This window comes from Umezawaea endophytica (genome assembly GCF_025061645.1).
Taxonomy (GTDB): domain Bacteria; phylum Actinomycetota; class Actinomycetes; order Mycobacteriales; family Pseudonocardiaceae; genus Umezawaea; species Umezawaea endophytica.
The window spans coordinates 292,143-314,087 of sequence record NZ_JANYMP010000009.1 but is presented as its reverse complement, the minus strand read 5'-3'; the positions used below and the strand labels follow the sequence as shown (position 1 = coordinate 314,087).

Annotated in this window: 1 protein-coding gene; it reads right to left on the bottom strand. The window is 72.3% G+C overall.

Translation table 11 applies throughout. The features are described 5' to 3' along the window. Positions 1 to 194: 194 nt before the first annotated feature. A complete protein-coding gene (locus tag NZH93_RS21005) occupies positions 195 to 21,938 on the bottom strand; it encodes a type I polyketide synthase (RefSeq protein WP_259624850.1) in 21,744 nt (7,247 codons plus the stop codon). Positions 21,939 to 21,945: the final 7 nt, after the last annotated feature.

The window sequence follows — 21,945 nt, the reverse complement described above, 5'->3', positions numbered from 1 at the left end:
TCGTCGTGAATTCAGAAGCGCTTGGCACACTTCAGCTCACGAAACGATTCTGTCCGTGGCCCCAACACCCCTCAACCCCTAGCGGGCCCCTACGGGCCCCTGAGGAAACGGCCCGAAAACCGGGTTCTCCCCAGCACCGCTACCCCCTCCGACCAGGTCGGAGGGGGTAGCGAGGGGGCAGCAGGGGTGGGTGCCTACTTCCCGAGCTGCTTGTTGATGAGGGCGAACAGCTCGTCGTCGGACGCGTCGTCCAGCTCGTTGGCGGCCGCGGCCTTGCCCGAGTTCCACTGGGACATGAGCGACTGGAGCTTGATGGTGATCTTGGTCCGGGTGAGCGTGTCCGGGGTCGCGGCGGCGAGCACGGCCTCCAACTTGTCGAGTTCGTCGAGGACCGGCACCGTGGCGCCGCCGACGACGAGCTGGGAGTGCAGGAACCTGGCGAGCGGTTCGGCACTGGGGTGGTCGAACACCAGGGTCGCCGGCAGCTTGAGCCCGGTGGCGCTGGTCAGGGTGTTGCGGAGTTCCACGGCCGTGAGGGAGTCGAAGCCGAGGTCCTGGAACGCCTTGTCCTTGGCGACCGCGTCCGCCGAGCCGTGGCCCAGCACGGTCGCGACCTGGCCGCGGACCAGGTCGATCAGCAGCGCGTGCTGCTCGACCTCGGACAGCGCGGCGAGCGTCCCGACCAGGTCGGACTCCTCACCGGCCGCGGGGGTGGTCTCCTCCAGCGCCTTGCGGACCTCGGGCAGGTCGCCGAGGAACGGGCTGGGCCGGGCCATGGTGAACGCCGGGGCGAACCTGTCCCACTCGATGTCGACCACGGTCACCGTGGTCTCGCCGGAGCGGATGGCCTTCTCCAGTGCGTTGAGCGTGAGCGCGGGCGGCATCGCGATCAGGCCGCGACGGCGCAGGTGCTCCTCGGTGTCGCCGACGGTCGCCATGCCGCTCTCGGCCCACGGACCCCAGGACACCGAGGTCGCGACCAGTCCCCGTGCCCGGCGGGACTCCGCCAGGCCGTCGAGGAACGCGCTGGCCGCCGAGTAGGCGGACTGGCCACCCGAACCCCAGGTGCCCGCGATGGACGAGAACACCACGAAGGCGTCCAGGTCCGCGTCGACCAGCAGTTCGTCCAGCAGGACCGCGCCCGCGACCTTCGCGGACAGGACGTCGTCGAACGTGCCCAGGTCGTGGTCCGCGATGGCCCCGTAGTGGTCCGCGCCCGCCGCGTGGACCACGGCGTTCGGCGGGAACTCGGTGAGCAGGCCCGACAGGGAGTCGCGGTCGGCCACGTCGCACGCGGCGATGGTGACCTTCGTGCCGAGGGCCTCCAGTTCGGCGGCCAGTTCGGCCGCGCCGGGGGCGCTCGGGCCGCGGCGGGACGTGAGCACCAGGTGCTCGGCGCCCTCGGTCGCGAGCCAGCGGGCGACCCTCGTGCCCAGGGCACCCGTGCCGCCGGTGACCAGGACCGTGCCGCGCGGCGACCAGTCGGACAGGCCGGTCGCGGCCGGTGCGTGCACCAGCCGTCGGCCGAACACACCGGACGAGCGGACGGCGACCTGGTCCTCGGAGCCCACGAGCACGCCCGCGATCCGGTCGAGGGCCTTGTCCGTCAGCTTCTCCGGCAGGTCGACCAGGCCACCCCAGCGCTCGGGGTGCTCCAGGCCGATCACGTAGCCGGTGCCCCAGATCGTGGACTGGGACGGGTCGACGATGCCGTCGGACCGGCCCGTGGACACCGCGCCGCGGGTCGCGACCCACAGCGGGGCCTCGATCCCGGCGTCACCGAGCGCCTGCACGGTCAGCACGGTCGTGGTGGCCGTGGTCCCGATGGCCAGCACGCCTTCGGCGGGACCGTCGGTCATCGCCTTCTCCAGCAGGGTGCCGAGGCCGACGCGGTCGATGTCGGCGTCGCACTCGACGGGCACGACCTCCACGCCGCGGGCGCTCAAACCGGCCAGCACGGCGTGCTCGGCCTGCCCGGCGGGCACGACGGCCAGCCAGCGACCGGACGCACCCGCCTTCTCCTGCGCCACGGACTTCCACTCGACCTGGTAGCGCCAGCCCTCCATGGTGGCGTTCTCGCTGTGCTGCTTGCGCCACGACGCCAGCACCGGCAGCGCGTCACCGAACGGCGTGGACGGGTCGATGTCGGCGCCGAGCGACGCCAGGTCCTCGCTGTCGACGGCGGCCCAGAACCGAGCGTCGACCTCGGAGACCTCGGCGGACGCGGTCGTGGTCGGCCACGGCTGCGAGTCCAGCCAGAAGTGCTGGTGCTGGAACGCGTAGGTGGGCAGGTCGACCCGCTTCGCGGCGGTCCCGGCGAAGAACGCGGCCCAGTCGACCGCGTTGCCCCGTCCGTGGACCCGGCCGAGGGCCGTCAGCAGGGTGCGGACCTCGTCCCGGTCCTTGCGCAGCGACGGGATCAGCACGGCGTCGGTGACGCTGTCGGCGCCCATCGCGGTGAGCACGCCGTCCGGGCCCAGCTCCAGGAACGTCTTCACGCCCTGGGACTCCAGGATGGTCACGGTGTCGGCGAACCGCACCGCGTCCCGCACGTGCCGCACCCAGTACTCCGGGTCGGTCACGTCGCCGAGCATCGGGATGCTCGGCTGGGCGAAGGTCAGCTTCCGCACGACCGCGCGGAACTCGTCCAGCATCGGCTCCATCAGCGGCGAGTGGAACGCGTGGGACACGGCCAGCCGCTTGGACTTCCGGTCGGGGAACGCCCCGACGACCTGCCGCACGGCGTCTTCCGCACCGGCGATGACGATCGACGTGGGTCCGTTGATCGCCGCGATGGACACGGCCTCGGTGAGCAGGGGCAGTACTTCTTCTTCGGTGGCCTGCAAAGCCACCATCGCGCCGCCTGCGGGCAACGCCTGCATGAGGCGACCGCGTTCGCCGACCAGTTCGGCCGCGTCCTGGAGGGACAGGACACCGGCCACGTGAGCCGCGGCGATCTCACCGATGGAGTGGCCACCCAGGTAGTCGGGCTTCACGCCCCACGACTCGAAGAGGCGGTAGAGCGCCACCTCGACCGCGAAGATCGCGGGCTGGGTGAACTCCGTGCGGTTGAGGGTCTCCTCGTCGTCGATCCGGATGTCGACCAGCGCGGCGATCTCGTCGAACGCCTTGGCGAACACCGGGAACGCCGCGTGCAGCTCCCGACCCATGCCGACCCGCTGGCTGCCCTGGCCGGTGAACAGCACCGCCAGCTTGCCCTCGACGACGGCGTCACCGGCGGACACGGTCGCGAGACCGGTCAGCAGCTCGTCCCGCTCCCCCGCCACCACGACGGCGCGGTGGGTGAGGCCGGACCTGCTGGTGAGCAGCGAGAACGCCAGGTCGGTCAGGTCGACACCGGTCGACGCCACGTGCTCGTGCAGCCGTTCCGCCTGCTCCTTCAGCGCTTCCGCAGACTTCGCCGCCAGCACCACCGGCAGCGCGGGCAGGTTCTTGGTCGCGGTCTCGACAACGACGTCGGCCTTTGGCGCCTGCTCGATGATCGCGTGGGCGTTCGTACCGCTCATGCCGAACGACGAGATGGCGGCCCGGCGCGGACGCCCGGTCTCCGGCCAGGAAGCGGCCTCCGTCAGCAGCTCCACGGACCCGGAGGTCCAGTCGATCTGCGGCGACGGCTCGTCCACGTGCAGCGTCTTCGGCGCGACGCCGTGCCGGAGGGCCATGACCATCTTGATGACGCCCGAGACACCGGACGCGGCCTGCGTGTGGCCGATGTTGGACTTCAGCGAGCCCAGCAGCAGCGGCGTTTCCCGGTCCTGGCCGTAGGTCGACAGGATCGCCTGCGCCTCGATCGGGTCACCGAGCTTCGTGCCGGTGCCGTGCGCCTCGACCACGTCGACGTCCGTTGTGGACAGTCCGGCGGTGGCGAGCGCCTGGCGGATCACCCTCTGCTGCGACGGGCCGTTCGGGGCGGTCAGGCCGTTGGAGGCGCCGTCCTGGTTGATGGCGCTGCCGCGGATGACGGCGAGCACCTCATGTCCGTTGCGCTGCGCGTCCGACAGGCGTTCGACGACGAGCATGCCGACGCCCTCGCCCCAGGCCGTGCCGTCGGCGGCGGCGGCGAACGACTTGCACGTGCCGTCGACCGCCAGACCGCGCTGGCGGCTGAAGTCGATGAACGCGCCGGGGGTGGACATCATCGACGCGCCACCGGCCAGTGCCAGGTCGCACTCACCGGCCCGCAGTGCCTGCGCCGCCAGGTGGATCGCGACCAGCGAGGCCGAGCACGCGGTGTCGACGGTGACCGCCGGGCCTTCGAGGCCGAAGGTGTAGGACAGGCGACCGGAGACAACGCTCGCCGCGAGGCCGGTGCCGAGGTAACCCTCGATGCCGGGCGGCAGCTCGAACGTCTGCATCGCGTAGTCCTGGCCGTTCGTGCCGGTGAACACGCCGGTCCGGCTGCCCCGCAACGACTCCGGGTCGATGCCCGCGCGTTCCATGGCCTCCCAGGACGTTTCGAGCAGCATCCGCTGCTGCGGGTCCATGGCCAGGGCCTCACGCGGGTTGATCCCGAAGAACGCCGGGTCGAACTCGCCCGCGTCGTGCAGGAAACCACCTCGGGTCACGTACGACGTGCCCTCGTGGTCGGGGTCCGGGTCGAACAGGTTCGCCAGGTCCCAGCCGCGGTTGGTCGGGAAGTCCGAGATGGCGTCGCTGCCCGACGTGACCAGCTCCCAGAGCTGTTCTGGCGTCTCGATCCCGCCGGGCAGCCGCAGGCCCATGCCCACGATGGCGATCGGCTCGTTGGTGAACCCGGTGGCGGTGACGGCGAGCGCCTCCGGCCGGGTGCCGACCAGTTCGTCGCGCAGGAACGCGGACAGCACGGCCAGGTTCGGGTAGTCGAACACCAGCGTGGCGGGCAGCCTCAGGCCGGTCACGTCGTTGAGCTTGCCGCGCAGTTCCACGGCCGTGAGCGAGTCGAAGCCCAGTTCGCGGAACGCGACCCCGAGTTCGACGGCCTGCGGCGAGGAGTAGCCGAGCACGTCGGCGACCTGCGTGCGGACCAGGTCCACCAGCAGCGACTGCTGCTCGGACTCGGACCGGCCGGTCAGCTTCGCGACCAGGCCGGTGTCGTTGGCCGCGACCGGAGTTTCCAGTGCCGCCACCACGTCCGGCAGCGCGCTGAGCAACGGACTCGGGCGCGCGGCGGTGAACGCCGGGGCGAAGCGGGTCCAGTCGACGTCGGCGACGACAACCGTGGCCTCACCGAGGCCGACAGCGCGACACAGGGCCGACAGGGCCTGTTCCGGTGCCAGCGCCGGGAGTCCGCGACGGCTGAGGGCGTCGCGCCCCTCCTGGGTCATCGCCCCGCCTGCCCACGGGCCCCACGCCACCGAGGTGGCCGCAAGGCCGTCGGCGCGACGGCGTTCGGCCAGCGCGTCCAAGTGGGCGTCGGACGCGGCGTACGCGCCCTGGCGGCCGGAACCCCAGACACCCGAGGTGGAGGAGAAGAGGACGAACGCGTCGACCTCGCCGACCAGCGCGTCCAGGTTCGCCGCGCCTTCGACGCGGGCGGCCATGACGTGGGCCAGTTCGGCGGCGTCCATGTCGGCGATGGCCGTGTCCTGACCGACGCCTGCGAGGTGCACGACGGCGTTCGGCGGGTACTCGGCGATCACGGCGGCGAGGGCGTCGCGGTCGGTCACGTCGCACGGGACGACCGTGGCACCGGGAACTTCTCCCCCACCGCGGCTGACCAGCACGACCTGCTCGGCGCCTGCCTCGGTCAGCCAGGCCGTGACGTGGCGGCCGATGGCACCCGTGCCGCCGGTCACCAGGACCGTGCCGGTCGGGGTCCAGTCGGCGGTTCCGGCCGGTGCCGGAACGAGCCTGCGGGCGTGGACGACCGAGCCGCGCACGGCGACCTGGTCCTCCGCACCGTCGAGGATCGCGGCGATCCGGTCGAACGCCCTGGCGTCCAGGGTCTCGGGCAGGTCGACCAGACCGCCCCAGCGGTCGGGGTGCTCCAGCGCGGCGACCCGGCCGAAGCCCCACACCTGTGCGGCGATCGGGTCGGCGACGGCGTCCGCCGGGCCGGTGGCGACCGCTCCGCGCGTGGCGATCCACAGCTCGGCGGTGTGGGTCTTGACCAGGTCGAGTGCTTCGGTGACGTCGTTGGTCAGCGCCAGCACACCGTCGAACGGACCTTCCGCCACGACGTCGACACCGCGAGCGGCTAGGCCTTCGGCCAGCTCGGGATCGGTGACCAACCAGCGGCCGGACACGACACCGGTCGGGGTGACCGGCTGCCAGTCGATCCGGTAGCGCGGGTTGTCGACCGCGGGGGCCTTGGGCGCGTCGACGAGCCAGAAGCGGTCGCGCTGGAAGGCGTAGGTCGGCAGGTCCACCGTCCGCGCGCCGGAGCGGGCGAAGTAGGCGGCCCAGTCGACCGCGATCCCGCGGACGTGGAGCGTGGCGAGAGCACGGACCAGGGTCGTGACCTCGGCGCGGTCCTTGCGCTGCGACGGGATGAGCACGGCGTCGGTGACGCTGTCCTGTGCCATCGCCGTGAGCACACCGTCGGGGCCCAACTCCAGGAACGTGCTGACGCCCTTGGCTTCCAGGGTCGTGACGGTGTCGGCGAACCGGACCGCCTCCCGGACGTGCCGAACCCAGTACTCGGGGTCGATCACGTCGCCGGGCATCGGGATCTTCGGAGCGGAGAAGGTGAGTGCGGAGACCACCTCGCGGAAGTCGTCCAGCATCGGGTCCATCAGCGGCGAGTGGAACGCGTGCGAAACAGTGAGGCGCTTGGACTTCCGGTCGGTGAAGTGCGTGAGCACCTGCTCGACCTCGGCTTCGGCACCGGCGATGACGACGGCGTTCGGGCCGTTGACCGCCGCGAGGGAAACCAGGGATTTCGCCAGATCGTCGGCTCCGCCGACGGCGAGGTGCCGCAGCACTTCCGCCTCGGTGGCCTGGACGGCGACCATCGCGCCACCGGCCGGGAGCGCCTGCATCAGGCGGCCACGAGCGGAGACGAGCGTTGCCGCGTCGGCCAGCGAGAGCACCCCGGCCACGTGGGCCGCCGCGATCTCGCCGATGGAGTGCCCGCCGACGTGGTCCGGCCGCACACCCCAGGCTTCCAGGGTGCGGAACAGGGCGACCTCGATGGCGAACAGCGCGGGCTGCGTGTACTCGGTGCGGTCCAGGGCCTCCGCGTCGCCGAACACGACATCGCGGAGCGGCCGGTCCAGGTCGAGCTGAGCGCAGACCGCGTCGAACGCGTCCGCGAACACCGGGAAAGCCTCGTACAGCTCGCGGCCCATGCCGAGCCGCTGCGCACCCTGGCCGGTGAACAAGAACGCCAGCCCGCCATCGGCGGCGGTGCCGCGGACCAGGTTCGGGTTGGTGCCGCCGTCGCGGGCGGCGTTCAGGGCGGCGATGGCCGAGTCGCGATCGTCGCCGAGCACCACCAGCCGGTGCGCGAGGGTGGCGCGGGTCGTGGCCAGCGAGAACGCCACATCGGTGGTGTCCGCGTCAGTCCATTCGAGCTGCTCGCCGATCCGCCCGGCCTGCTCGGCCACCGCGACGGCGTTCTTGGCCGACACCACGAACGGCGTGATCTCCGGCGTGACCCGCGCGGTCGCGGGGACATCGGCCTCAGCGGCCTGCTCGATGATCGTGTGGGCGTTGGTGCCGCTGATGCCGAACGACGAGATCGCCGCGCGGCGGGGACGGCCGGTCTCGGGCCACGCCACCTGCGAGGTGACCAGCTCGACCGCTCCGGCCGACCAGTCGATCGCGGGCGACGGAGCGTCCACGTGCAGCGTCTTCGGCACCTGGCCGTGGCGCATCGCCATGACCATCTTGATGATGCCCGCGACACCGGCCGCGGCCTGCGTGTGGCCGATGTTGGACTTCACCGAACCCAGCAGGAGCGGCTCCGAGCGGTCCTGGCCGTAGGTGGCCAGCAGCGCCTGCGCCTCGATCGGGTCACCCAGCGAGGTGCCGGTGCCGTGCGCCTCCACCACGTCGATGTCCGAAGTGGACAGACCGGCGGACGCGAGCGCCTTGCGGATCACCCGCTGCTGCGACGGGCCGTTGGGGGCCGTCAGGCCGTTCGAGGCACCGTCCTGGTTCACGGCCGAGCCGCGGACCACGGCGAGGACCTGGTGGCCGTTGCGCTGGGCGTCGGAGAGGCGCTCGACGAGCAGCATGCCGACGCCCTCGCCCCAGCCCGTGCCGTCGGCCGCCGCGGCGAACGACTTGATCCGGCCGTCCGTCGCGAGACCGCGCTGGCGGGAGAAGTCGATGAACGTGCCGGGCGTGGACATGATCGTCACACCGCCGGCGAGGGCCAGGTCGCAGTCGCCGTTGCGCAGCGCCTGGACGGCCATGTGCAGCGCCACCAACGAGGACGAGCACGCGGTGTCGACCGTGACGGCCGGGCCTTCCAGCCCGAACGTGTAGGAGATGCGGCCGGACGCGATGGCGGCGGAGTTGCCGGTGCCGAGGTGGCCCTCGACGCCCTCCGGGATGTCCTCCAGCAGCGCCAGGTAGTCCTGGCCGTTGCTGCCCGCGAACACGCCGGTCTGGCTGCCGCGCAACGTGACCGGGTCGATCCCGGCCCGCTCGAACGCCTCCCACGACGTTTCGAGGAGCAGTCGCTGCTGCGGGTCCATCGCGGTGGCCTCGCGGGGGCTGATCCCGAAGAACGCGGGGTCGAACCTCGTGGCCCCGTCCAGGAACGCGCCTTCGCGGGCGTAGGTCGTGCCCTGGTGGTCCGGGTCGTCGTGGAACAGGGTCGACAGGTCCCAGCCGCGGTCGGTCGGGAACGGCGTGACCGCGTCACCTCCGGCGAGCACCAGGTCCCAGAGCTGTTCGGGCGAGGCGATCCCGCCCGCGAACCGGCAGCTCATGGCGACGATGGCGATCGGCTCGTCGGTGTTCACCGCCGTGACCACCTCGGCGACCTCGACCTGCGAGCCGAGCAGTTCGGTGCGCAGGTGGTTCGCCAGCGTGACGGCGTTCGGGTAGTCGAACACCAGCGTCGCGGGCAGTCGCAGCCCGGTGGCGGTGTTGAGGGTGTTGCGCAGGTCCACGGCCGTGAGCGAGTCGAAGCCGAGTTCCTGGAACGCGCGGTCCTTGTCGACCGCGTCGGACGAGCTGTGGCCGAGCACCGCGGCGACCTGGTCGCGCACGACGTCGACCAGCAGCGCGTGCTGCTCGGCCTCCGCCAGCCCGACCAGTCGGCCCGCCAGTTCGGACACCGCGCCCGTCTCAGCGGGGCTGTCGTCGGCGAGCGCCTCGCGCACCTCCGGCAGGTCGCCGATGAACGCGCTGGGCCGGGCGAGCGTGAACGCGGGGGTGAACTTCTCCCACTCCATGTCCACGACGGTCACGGTCGGCTCGCCGGAGCGGATGGCCCGCTCCAGGGCGTTGAGCGTGAGCGCGGGCGGCATCGTGACGAGACCGCGCTTGCGCAGGTGCGCCTCGGTGTCGCCGACGGTCGCCATGCCGCTCTCGGCCCACGGACCCCACGAGACCGACGTGGCCACGAGGCCGCGCGCCCGGCGCGATTCCGCGAGTCCGTCGAGGAACGCGGAGGCCGCGGAGTAGGCGGACTGGCCACCGGAACCCCAGGTGCCCGCGATGGACGAGAACACCACGAAGGCGTCCAGGTCGGCGTCGCCCAGCAGTTCGTCCAGCAGCACGGCGCCGGACACCTTGCCGGACAGCACCTCGTCGAAGATCCCGAGGTCGTGGTCGGCGATGCCCATCGTGTAGTCGGCACCGGCCGCGTGCACCACGGCGTTCGGCGGGAACTCGGTCAGCAGCCCGGCGAGGGAGTCGCGGTCGGCCACGTCGCACGCGGCGATCGTGACGCGGGCACCCAGTTCCTCCAGCTCCGCCTGGAGTTCGGCGGCACCGGGGGCGTCGAGGCCGCGGCGGGACGTGAGCACCAGGTGCTCGGCGCCACCGGTCGCGAGCCAGCGGGCCACCTTGCCACCGAGGGCACCGGTGCCGCCGGTGACGAGCACCGTGCCGCTCGGGGACCAGTCGGCGAGCTTGTCACCCAGCGGAGCGTGGACGAGGCGTCGGCCGAACACACCGGACGAGCGGACGGCGACCTGGTCCTCGTCGCCGTTGAACACGCCGACCAGCCGGTCGAACAGGCGGGCGTCGAGGGTTTCCGGCAGGTCGACCAGGCCACCCCAGCGGTCGGGGTGCTCCAGGCCGATCACGTAGCCGAGGCCCCAGACCTGGGTCTGCGCCGGGACGACCACGCCGTCGGAACGGCCGGTCGACACCGCGCCGCGGGTCGCGATCCACAGCGGCGCCATGACCCCGGCGTCACCGAGGGCCTGCACGACCACGACGGACGCGGTGGTCTCGCCGACGAGCGCGACCAGCGACAGCACGCCGTCGACGTCGCCGAGGTCGGCGAACGCCGTGGCGAGCGTGGCGCGGTCGGCGAACTCGACCGGCACGACCTCGGCGCCACGAGCCGTGAGCCCGGCGGTGATCTCGGCGGCGTCGAAGCCGTCCGGGACGACGAGCGCCCAGCGTCCGGTGAGCGTCGGGACGCCCAGGTCGGTCAGCGGCAGCCAGGAGACCCGGTAGCGCCAGCCGTCGATCTTGTTGTGCGCCCGGCGGGCCTTGCGCCACGACGACAGCGCGGGCAGCACCTCGCCCAGCGCGCTCTCGTCCAGGGCGAGGGTGGTGCCGACGAGGCTGAAGTCCTCGCGCTCCACGGCTTCCCAGAACTTGGCTTCCGCTTCGTCGACGGCACCGCTGCCACTGGTCGGGAAACCCTGCGTCTCCAACCAGAACCGCTGCCGCTGGAACGCGTAGGTCGGCAGTTCGACCCGCCGCGCACCCGTTCCGGCGAAGAACGCGTCCCAGTCGACGCGGACGCCCCGGTTGTGCAGGGCCGCGATGGCGGCCGTCAGCACGGCGGCCTCGGGCCGGTCCTTGCGCTGGCCGGCGACCAGCACCGCGTCGGTGACGCTGTCCTGGCCCATCGCGGTGAGCACACCGTCCGGGCCCAGCTCCAGGAACGTCTGCACGCCCTTGGCTTCCAGCGTCGTCACGGTGTCGGCGAACCGCACCGCGTCGCGAACGTGCCGCACCCAGTACTCCGGGTCGGTCACGTCGCCCAGCAGCGGGATCGTCGGAGCGGAGAAGGTGAGCTGGGAGACGACCTCGCGGAACTCGTCGAGCATCGGCTCCATCAGCGGCGAGTGGAACGCGTGCGAGACGGCCAGCCGCTTGGACTTCCGGTCCGCGAAGTGCGCCAGCACGTCGTTCACGCCGTCCTCGGCCCCGGCGACGACCACCGAGTTCGGACCGTTGACGGCGGCGATGGACACCGTGTCGCCGAGATGCGGGAGCACCTCGTCCTCAGTGGCCTGGAGCGCGACCATCGCGCCACCGGACGGCAGCGCCTGCATGAGGCGACCGCGTTCGGCGACGAGCTTGGCCGCGTCCTCCAGCGACAGCACACCGGCCACGTGCGCGGCGGCGATCTCGCCGATGGAGTGGCCACCGAGGAAGTCTGGCTTCAGGCCCCACGACTCGACCAGCCGGTACAGCGCCACTTCGAGGGCGAAGATCGCGGGCTGGGCGAACTCGGTGCGGTCCAGGACCTCCTGGTCGTCGATCCGGATGTCGACCAGCGCCGCGATCTCGTCGAAGACCTTGGCGAACACCGGGAACGCGGCGTGCAGCTCACGCCCCATGCCCGCGCGCTGCGAACCCTGGCCGGTGAACAGCACCGCCAGCTTGCCGTCGGTCGTGACGTCCAGCCCACGTCCCTCGGCGATGGCGGTCAAGCCGCGGACCAGCTCGTCGTGGTCGCTCGCGACCACGGCCGCGCGGTGCGGCATCGGGGTCCGGCCGGTCGCGGAGAACGCCAGGTCGGTCAGGGAGACCGCCGGGTCAACGGCCAGCAGCGCTGCCGCCTGGCCCTTGAGCGCGTCGGCCGACTTCGCGGACAGGACCACCGGTGCGGCGGGCAGTTCGGCCGTCTCGCCCGTGACAACGGGGTCGGGCGCTTCTTCGATGATCAGGTGGGCGTTGGTGCCGCTCATGCCGAACGCCGACACGGCCGCACGGCGGGCGCGACCCGTCTCGGGCCACTCCTGCGCCTCGGTCAGCAGTTCGACCGAGCCCGAGGTCCAGTCGATGTGCGGCGACGGCTCGTCCACGTGCAGCGTCTTGGGCATGATCCCGTTACGGATCGCCATGACCATCTTGATGACGCCGGAGACACCGGCCGCGGCCTGGGTGTGGCCGATGTTGGACTTCAGCGAACCCAGCCGCAGCGGGATCTCGCGGTCGCGACCGTAGGTCGAGAGGAGCGCCTGGGCCTCGATCGGGTCGCCCAGCTTGGTGCCGGTGCCGTGCGCCTCGATCAGGTCGACGTCCTGGGTGGACAGACCGGCGTTGGCCAGCGCCTGGCGGATGACCCGCTGCTGCGACGGGCCGTTCGGGGCGGTCAGGCCGTTCGAGGCGCCGTCCTGGTTCACGGCCGAGCCGCGGATGACCGCGAGCACCTGGTGGCCGTTGCGCTGGGCGTCCGACAGCCGCTCGACGAGCAGGATGCCAACGCCTTCACCCCAGCCGGTGCCGTCGGCGGCGGCGGCGAACGACTTGCACCGGCCGTCGACGGCGAGGCCGCGCTGGCGGGAGAAGTCGATGAACGCGCCGGGCGTCGACATCATCGACGCGCCACCGGCCAGTGCCAGGTCGCACTCACCGGCGCGCAGTGCCTGCACGGCGAGGTGGATCGCGACCAGCGAGGCCGAGCACGCGGTGTCGACGGTGACGGCCGGGCCTTCGAGGCCGAACGTGTAGGAGATGCGGCCGGACACGACGCTGGCCGCGAGGCCGGTGCCGAGGTACCCCTCGATGCCGGGCGGCAGCTCGTAGGTGGAAGCCGCGTAGTCCTGGCCGTTGGTGCCGGTGAACACGCCGGTCTTGCTGCCGCGCAACGACTCCGGGTCGATGCCGGCCCGTTCCACGGCCTCCCACGAGGTTTCCAGCAGCATGCGCTGCTGCGGGTCCATCGCCAGTGCTTCACGCGGGTTGATGCCGAAGAAGCCTGCGTCGAACTCGGCGGCCTGGTGCAGGAACGCGCCTTCGCGGGAGTAGGACGTGCCCTCGTGGTCGGGGTCCGGGTCGTACAGGCCCTCCAGGTCCCAGCCGCGGTCGGTCGGCCAGCCGCCGACGGCGTCCGTGCCGGTGAACACGAGCTGCCACAGGTCTTCCGGCGTCTGCACACCGCCCGGCAGCCGGACGCCCATGCCGACGATGGCGATCGGCTCGTCGAACGCGCCACCGGCCGCGACGGCGGTGGACACCTCCGGCGCGCTGCCGAACAGTTCGTCCCGCAGGTGCGCGGCGAGCGCGGTCAGGTTCGGGTAGTCGAAGACGAGCGTCGCGGGCAGCCGCAGCCCGGTCGCCTCGGCGAGCTTGGTGCGCAGTTCGACGGCGGTCAGCGAGTCGAAGCCCAGGTCGCGGAAGGCGGTTCCGGGGTCGACCGAGTCGGCGGAGGTGTAGCCGAGCACCAGGGCGACCTGCTCGCGGACGAGGTCGACCAGCGCCGCCTCCTGCTCGGCGGTCGCACGACCGGCCAGGCTGTCCGTCAGGCCCGTGTCGGTGGCCTCCTCGGCGGGCTTGAGCGCCGCGACGACCTCCGGCAGGTCGCCGAGCAGCGGACTCGGCCGGGTCGCGGTGAACGCGGGGGCGAACCGGGCCCAGTCGACGTCGGCGACGACGAGCGTGGACCGCTGGCCCGCCACGGCCTTGCCGAGTCCGGCGAGTGCGGCGGCCGGGGCCAGCGGCGTGACACCGCGACGGCGCAGGAGGTCCGCCCACTCGGCGTCCCCACCGGCCCACGGGCCCCACGAGATCGACAGCGCCGCGAGCCCGCGGGCCTGGCGGGACTCGGCGAGCGCGTCCAGGAAGGCGTCACCGGCGGCGTAGCCGCACTGCCTGCTCGCGCCCCACACACCGGACGTCGAGGAGAACAGCACGAACGCGTCGACGTCGCCGACCAGTTCGTCCAGCAGCCGAGCGCCCTCCACCCGAGCCGACCGGACCTCGGCCAGCAGGTCGAGGTCGGTTTCGGCGATCGAGGCGTCCTGGCCGACGCCCGCCAGGTGCAGCACGGTGTTCGGCGGGAACTCCTCGATCAGCGCCGTCAGCGAATCGCGGTCGGTCACGTCGCACGCGGCGACCGTGACCCGCGAGCCGAGCCCTTCGAGTTCGGTGACGAGTTCGGGCGCCGCTACGCCCCGACGGGACGTGAGCACCAGGTGCTCGGCGCCCTCGGCCGCGAGCCAGCGGGCGACGTGACCGCCCAGCACACCCGTGCCGCCGGTGACGAGCACGGTGCCGGTCGGCTTCCACGCCTCGGCGGCCGTGGCGGGAGCGTGGTCGAGGCGGCGGGCGAAGATCCCGGTGCCGCGCACGGCCACCTGGTCCTCGGTGCCGACGAGCGCGATGGCCAGCCGGTCGAGGACGCGGTCGTCCAGCGCCTCCGGCAGGTCGACCAGGCCGCCCCAGCGCTCAGGGTGCTCCAGCGCGGCGACCCGGCCGAAGCCCCAGACCTGGGCAGCGTCCGGGTTCGCGGGCTGACCGTCAATGGAAACAGCGTTACGGGTGATGGCCCACAGCGGGGCGGTGGTGCGCTGGACCAGCAGGAGCGTCGACTCGACGCCCGCGGCCGACAGCACGCCGTCGAACTCCTGGTCCGGCAGGTCGGCGACGTCGTCGATCGCGGTCACGTCCAGGCCGCGGTCGGCCAGTCCGGTGGCGACCTCCCGATCGCCGACGACGAGCCAGCGGCCGTAGGCCATCGCGCTGCCGGGCTTGGCGACCGGCTGCCAGGTGACCCGGTAGCCCGCGGTCTCCTTCGGCTTCGCCGGGGTCACGTCGAACCAGTAGCGCTCACGCTGGAACGCGTAGGTGGGCAGGTCGATCCGGCGAGCACCGGTACCCGCGTAGAACGCGGTCCAGTCGACGGCGACGCCGCGCACGTGCAACGACCCGATCGCGCGGAGCAGGGTCGTGACCTCGTCGCGGCCCTTGCGCTGCGACGCGATGAGGGCCGCGTCGGTGGCGCTGTCGGCGGCCATCGCGGTCAGCACACCGTCGGGGCCCAACTCCAGGAACGTCTTCACGCCCTGGGCTTCCAGCGTCGTGACCGCGTCGGCGAAGCGGACCGCGCCGCGCACGTGGCGGACCCAGTGCTCCGGGTCGGTCACGTCGCCGAGCACCGGGATGGTCGGGGTGCTGAAGGTCAGGGTCTCGACGATGGCCCGGAAGTCGTCGAGCATCGGGTCCATCAGCGGCGAGTGGAACGCGTGCGACACGCTGAGCCGCTTGGACTTCCGACCGGCGAACTCCGCCACGACCAGGTCGACGGCGGCCTCGTCACCGGCGATGACGACGGCGTTGGGGCCGTTGATCGCCGCGATGGACACCGAGTCGGTGAGGTGGGGCGCGACCTCGTCCTCGGTGGCCTGCAAGGCGACCATCGCGCCACCGGCCGGGAGCGCCTGCATGAGGCGGCCACGGGCGGAGACCAGCGTCGCCGCGTCGGCCAGGGACAGCACGCCCGCCACGTGGGCGGCGGCGATCTCGCCGATGGAGTGGCCCGCGAGGAAGTCGGCGCGAACGCCCCACGCTTCGACGAGCCGGTACAGCGCGACCTCGATCGCGAACAGCGCGGGCTGCGTGTACTCGGTGCGGTCCAACGCTTCCGCGTCGCCGAACACCACGTCCCGCAGCGGGCGGTCCAGGTCGAGCTGCGCGCACACCGCGTCGAACGCGTCGGCGAACACCGGGAACGCCTCGTACAGCTCACGACCCATGCCCAGCCGCTGCGAACCCTGACCGGTGAACAGGAAGGCCACCCGGCTCTCGGCCGCGACACCCCGCTCCCCCGCGCCGTCCGCGACGGCCGACAGGCCCGCGAGGAGGTCGTCGTGGTCCCGCGCGACGATCGTGGCGCGGTGGTCGAGCTGCGCTCGCGTGGTGGCGAGCGAGAACCCGAGGTCGGTCAGATCCGCACCGTCCACAACGGACCGCAGCCTGGCGGCCTGGTCGCGGAGAGCGGCGGCGGTCTTGCCGGACAGCACCACCGGCACAGCGGGCATCGGCGCTCGCCGAGCCACCGGAGCTTCCAGTTCTGGCGCCTGCTCGATGACCGCGTGGGCGTTGGTACCGCTGAAGCCGAACGACGACACGGCGGCCCGACGCGGCTGACCGGTCTGCGGCCACTCGGTCGTCTCGGTCACCAGCTCGACCGACCCCGCGTCCCACTCGACCTGCGGGGACGGCGCGTCGACGTGCAGCGTCTTGGGCACCAGGCCGTGGCGCATGGCCATGACCATCTTGATCACACCGCCGACGCCGGACGCCGACTGGGTGTGGCCGATGTTGGACTTCAGCGAGCCGAGCAGCAGCGGCCGTTCGCGGTCCTGGCCGTAGGTGGCCAGCAGGGCCTGGGCCTCGATCGGGTCACCGAGAGCGGTACCCGTGCCGTGCGCCTCGACGACGTCCACTTCGGACGGTGCCAGGCCCGCGTTGCCGAGCGCGTGGCGGATGACCCGCTGCTGCGACGGCCCGTTCGGGGCGGTCAGGCCGTTCGACGCGCCGTCCTGGTTCACGGCGGTGCCGCGCACGACGGCCAGGATCTCGTGGCCGTTGCGCTGGGCGTCGGACAGCCGCTCCACGAGCAGCATGCCGACGCCTTCACCCCAGCCGGTGCCGTCGGCCGCGGCGGCGAACGCCTTGCAGCGCCCGTCGGTGGCCAGACCGCGCTGGCGGGAGAAGTCGATGAACGTGCCGGGCGTGGCCATCACCGTGACACCACCGGCGAGCGCGAGGTCGCAGTCACCGCCGCGCAACGCCTGCACGGCGAGGTGCAGCGCGACGAGCGACGACGAGCAGGCCGTGTCGACCGTGACGGCCGGGCCTTCCAGCCCGAACGTGTAGGACACGCGGCCGGACACGACGCTCGCGGCGTTACCGGTGCCGAGGTGCCCTTCGAGCCCGTCCGGCACCTCGTCCAGCAGCGCGAGGTAGTCGTGGTTGTTGGTGCCCGCGAAGACACCGGTCCGGCTGCCGCGCAACGAGGTCGGGTCGATGCCCGCGCGCTCGAACGCCTCCCACGAGGTTTCGAGGAGCAGCCGCTGCTGGGGGTCCATCGCGGTGGCCTCGCGCGGCGAGATGCCGAAGAACGTGGGGTCGAACTGCGGCGCGTCGTAGAGGAACCCACCGTCACGGGCGTAGGACGTGCCCTGGCGGGTGGGGTCCGGGTCGTACAGCGCGTCGAGGTCCCAGCCGCGGTCGGTCGGCATGGCCGACACCGCGTCCACGCCGTCGAACACCAGGCGCCACAGGTCTTCCGGCGACGACACGCCACCGGCGTAGCGGCAGCTCATCGCGACGATGGCGATGGGCTCGTCGGTGTGCGCGGAGGTGACCACCTCGGCGGTCTCCGCCCGCGTGCCCGCGAGCTCGGCGTGCAGGAAGTCCGCGAGCACCCCGGCGTTCGGGTAGTCGAACACCAGCGTCGCGGGCAGCCGCAGGCCGGTGTCGGCGGTGAGCCGGTTGCGCAGGTCGACGGCGGTCAGCGAGTCGAAGCCCAGCTCCCGGAACGCCCGGTCGGTCTCGATCGCGTCGACCGACGAGTAGGCCAGCACAGCGGCGGTGTGCTCGCGCACCAGTTCCACCACGGCGTGGCGCTGCTCGCGCTCGCCGAGCCCGGCCAGCTTGCGCACGAGTTCGGACTCGCCGGTCGGAGCGGCGGTCTCCATCGACTCCAGCGCGGCCCGCACCTCGGGCAGGTCACCGATGAACGGGCTCGGCCGCGCCATGGTGAACGCGACGGTGAACTTGGACCAGTCCATGTCGACGACGGTCACGGTCGGCTCGCCCGACCGGATCGCCCTCTCCAGCGCGCTGAGCGTCAACTCCGGCGACATCGACGTGAGACCGCGCTTGCGCAGGTGCTCCTCGGTCTCGCCGACCGTCGCCATGCCGCTCTCGGCCCACGGGCCCCAGGACACCGACGTGGCCACGAGTCCCCTGGCCCGGCGGGATTCCGCGAGGCCGTCGAGGTACGCGCTGGCCGCGGAGTACGCGGCCTGCCCGCCACTGCCCCAGGTGCCCGCGATGGACGAGAACACCACGAAGGCGTCCAGGTCCGCGTCGGCCAGCAGGTCGTCCAGGTGCGCTGCGCCGTCGACCTTCGCGGCCAGCACCTCGTCGAACTTCTCGACGCCGTGGGTCTCGATCGCTTCCAGGTAGTCCAGACCGGCCGCGTGCACGACGGCGTTCGGCGGGTACTCCGCCAGCAGCGCGGCCACCGCGTCGCGGTCGGCCACGTCGCACGCGACGATCGACACGCGGGCGCCCAAGACCTCCAGCTCCGCGGTCAGCTCGGCCGCGCCGGGCGCTGCCGGACCGCGGCGGCTGGTCAGGACGACGTGCTCACATCCAGAAGTAGCCAGCCAGCGAGAAACACGTCCACCCAGCGCTCCAGTACCACCAGTGACGATAATCGTGCCGTTCGGCTTCCATTGCGACTCCTCCGTGTTGAGGGGCGCGTGCACCAGCCTGCGGCCGAACACGCCGGACGCGCGGATGGCGACTTGGTCCTCGCCACCGGTTCCGGCCAGCACGGCCACGAGGCGATCCGCCGCCCGCTTGTCGAAAACCTCGGGCAGGTCGACGACGCCGCCGTAGCGGTCGCCGTGCTCCAGGCCCACCACGTACCCGACGCCCCACACCTGGGTCTGCGTCGGGACGACCACGCCGTCGGAACGGCCGGTCGACACCGCGCCGCGGGTCGCGATCCACAGCGGGGCCGCGATGTCCGCGTCGCCCAACGCCTGGACCACGACGACGGTGGCCGACGACGGCGCGTCCAGCGCCACCAGCGACAGCACCCCGTCGACCTGACCGACGCCACCGAGAGCGGCGGTCAGGGTCTCGCGGTCGGTCCCCGGATCGCACGCGACCCGGACGATTTCGAGGCCGCGCCCGGCGAGGCCGTCCACGACGTCGTCGTGGCCCGCACCGAGCACCAGCCAGCGACCGGTCGCCGCGGCGGCGCCCAGGTCGGTCAGCGGCAGCCACGAGACGCGGTACCGCCACGCGTCGACCGTGCTGCTCTCCTTGCGGGCGCGCCGCCACTTCGCCAGCGCGGCGACGGCGTCGGCGCCCAGGTCGAGGTCGTCCAGCGACCCCAGGTCGCCCGTGTCGACGGCGGCCCAGAACTCCGAGTCCACCTCGCCGCTCGCGGACGCCGTGCGGATCGGCGACATCTCCAGCCAGAAGTGCTCGCGCTGGAACGCGTACGTCGGGAGCTGGACGGGCCGAGCGCCCTCGATCAAGGTTGTCCAGTCAACCCGAACGCCCCGAACGTGGAGCTCGGCGACCGCGCGCAGCAGCGTCGCGACCTCCGGGCGGCCCTTGCGCAGGCCGGGGACCAGCACGGCTTCCGCGACGGAGTCCTGGCCCATCGCGGTCAGCACGCCGTCCGGACCCAGTTCCAGGAACGTCCGCACGCCCTCGGCCTCGAGGGTCGTGACGGCGTCCGCGAAGCGGACCGTGCCGCGCACGTGCCGCACCCAGTACTCCGGGTCCGTCACCTCGCCCAGCACCGGGATCTCGGGCTGGTTGAAGGTGAGCGTCGAGACGACCGCGCGGAACTCGTCCAGCATCGGGTCCATCAGCGGCGAGTGGAACGCGTGCGACACGGCCAGGCGCTTGGACTTGCGACCGGAGAAGGCTTCCACGACCGCCAGCACACCGGCTTCGTCACCGGCCACGACGACCGAGTTCGGCCCGTTCACGGCGGCGAGCGACACCAGCTCGGTCAGGTGCGGCGCGACTTCTTCCTCGGTGGCCTGCAACGCGACCATCGCGCCACCGGCGGGCAGTGCCTGCATGAGCTTGCCGCGAGCCGCCACGAGCTTCGTGGCGTCTTCCAGCGACAGCACCCCGGACACGTGCGCGGCGGCGATCTCACCGATCGAGTGGCCGGTCACGAAGTCGGGCTTGACGCCCCACGACTCCACCAGCCGGTACAGCGCGACCTCCAGCGCGAACAGCGTCGGCTGGGTGAACTCGGTGCGGTCCAACAGGTCCTGGTCGTCCAGCTCGACCGGAACCAGCGCGGCGATCTCGTCGAACGCGGCGGCGTACACCGGGAACGCGGCGTGCAGCTCGCGGCCCATCCCGGCCCGCTGCGAGCCCTGACCGGTGAACACGATCGCCGTACGACCGTCGACCGTGCGGCCGGAGACGACGTTCTCGGCCCGCTCACCGGCGGCCAGCGCGTCCACGCCCCGGCGCAGTTCCTCGGGAGTCGCGCCGAGCACCACGGCCCGGTGGTCGAACGCGGCACGGGTCGTGGCCAGCGAGAACGCCACGTCGGCCGGGTCGTCCAGGTCGAACGTCCGCAGCCGGTCGGCCTGCGCCTTCAGCGCCTGCTCGCCCCGCCCCGACAGCACCCACGGCACCAACCCGCCGATGACGCTCGGAGCAGGTGTCCTCGCGACGAGCTGGGAAAGATCAGAACTTCTGAAGCCGCTATTCGCGGCTTCAGGCGCCTGCTCAATGATGGTGTGCGCATTGGTCCCGCTGACACCGAACGACGACACGGCCGCTCGACGCGGCTTGCCGGTCTCGGGCCAGGCCTGCTCCTCGGTCAGCAGCCGGATCGCCCCGGCCGACCAGTCGACCTGCGAGGTCGGCTCCTCCACGTGCAGGGTGCGCGGCGCGACCCCGTTGCGGATGGCCATGACCATTTTGATCACGCCGCCGACGCCCGCGGCGGCCTGCGAGTGGCCGATGTTGGACTTGAACGAGCCCAGCAGCAGCGGGCGCTCGCGGTCCTTGCCATAGGTGGCGAGCAGCGCGCCCGCCTCGATCGGGTCGCCGAGCCGGGTGCCGGTGCCGTGCGCCTCCACGACGTCCACATCGGACGGTGACAGCTTGGCGCTCGACAGCGCCGCCTTGATGACCCGCCGTTGGGCCGGGCCGTTCGGGGCGGTGAGGCCGTTCGAGGCACCGTCCTGGTTGATCGCGCTGCCGCGCACCACGGCGAGGATCTGGTGGCCGTTGCGCTGGGCGTCGGACAGCTTCTCCAGCAGCAGGATGCCCGCGCCCTCGGCCCACCCGGTGCCGTCGGCGGTGGACGAGAACGCCTTGCAGCGCCCGTCCGGCGACAGGCCGCCCTGCTTGTCGAACTCGGAGAACACCGCCGCGTTCGCCATGACCATGACGCCGCCCGCGAGGGCGAGCGTGCACTCGCCGTTGCGCAGGGCTTGCGCGGCCAGGTGGATCGCGACCAGCGAGGAGGAGCACGCGGTGTCGATCGTGACGGCGGGGCCTTCGAAGCCGAACGTGTAGGCGACGCGGCCGGAGAACACGCTGGGCGTGTTGCCGGTCAGCAGGTGGCCTTCCAGGCCCTCGGGCACCTCGTCCAGGCCGGAGCCGTAGCCGGTGGCGCTGCCGCCGACGAACACGCCGGTCTGGCTGCCCTTCAGCGAACGGGGGTCGATGCCCGCGCGCTCCATGACCTCCCACGAGGTCTCCAGGAGCAGTCGCTGCTGCGGGTCCATCGCCAGGGCCTCGCGGGGCGAGATCCCGAAGAACGCCGGGTCGAACTCGCCCGCGTCGTAGAGGAACCCGCCCGCGGCCACGCCGAACGTGAGGTCGTCGCCCCAGCCGCGGTCGGCGGGCAGGCCCGCGACGGCGTCACCGCCGGTGGACACCAGGCGCCACAGGTCTTCCGGCGAGCTGACCCCACCGGGGTAGCGGCAGCTCATCGACACGATCGCGATCGGTTCACGGGCGGCGGCCGTGAGCTGCTGGTTCTGCTTCCGCAGCCGCTCGGTCTCCTTCAGGGACGCCCGCAGCGCCGCGACGACTTTTTCGTTGGAGGTCATCATGTGC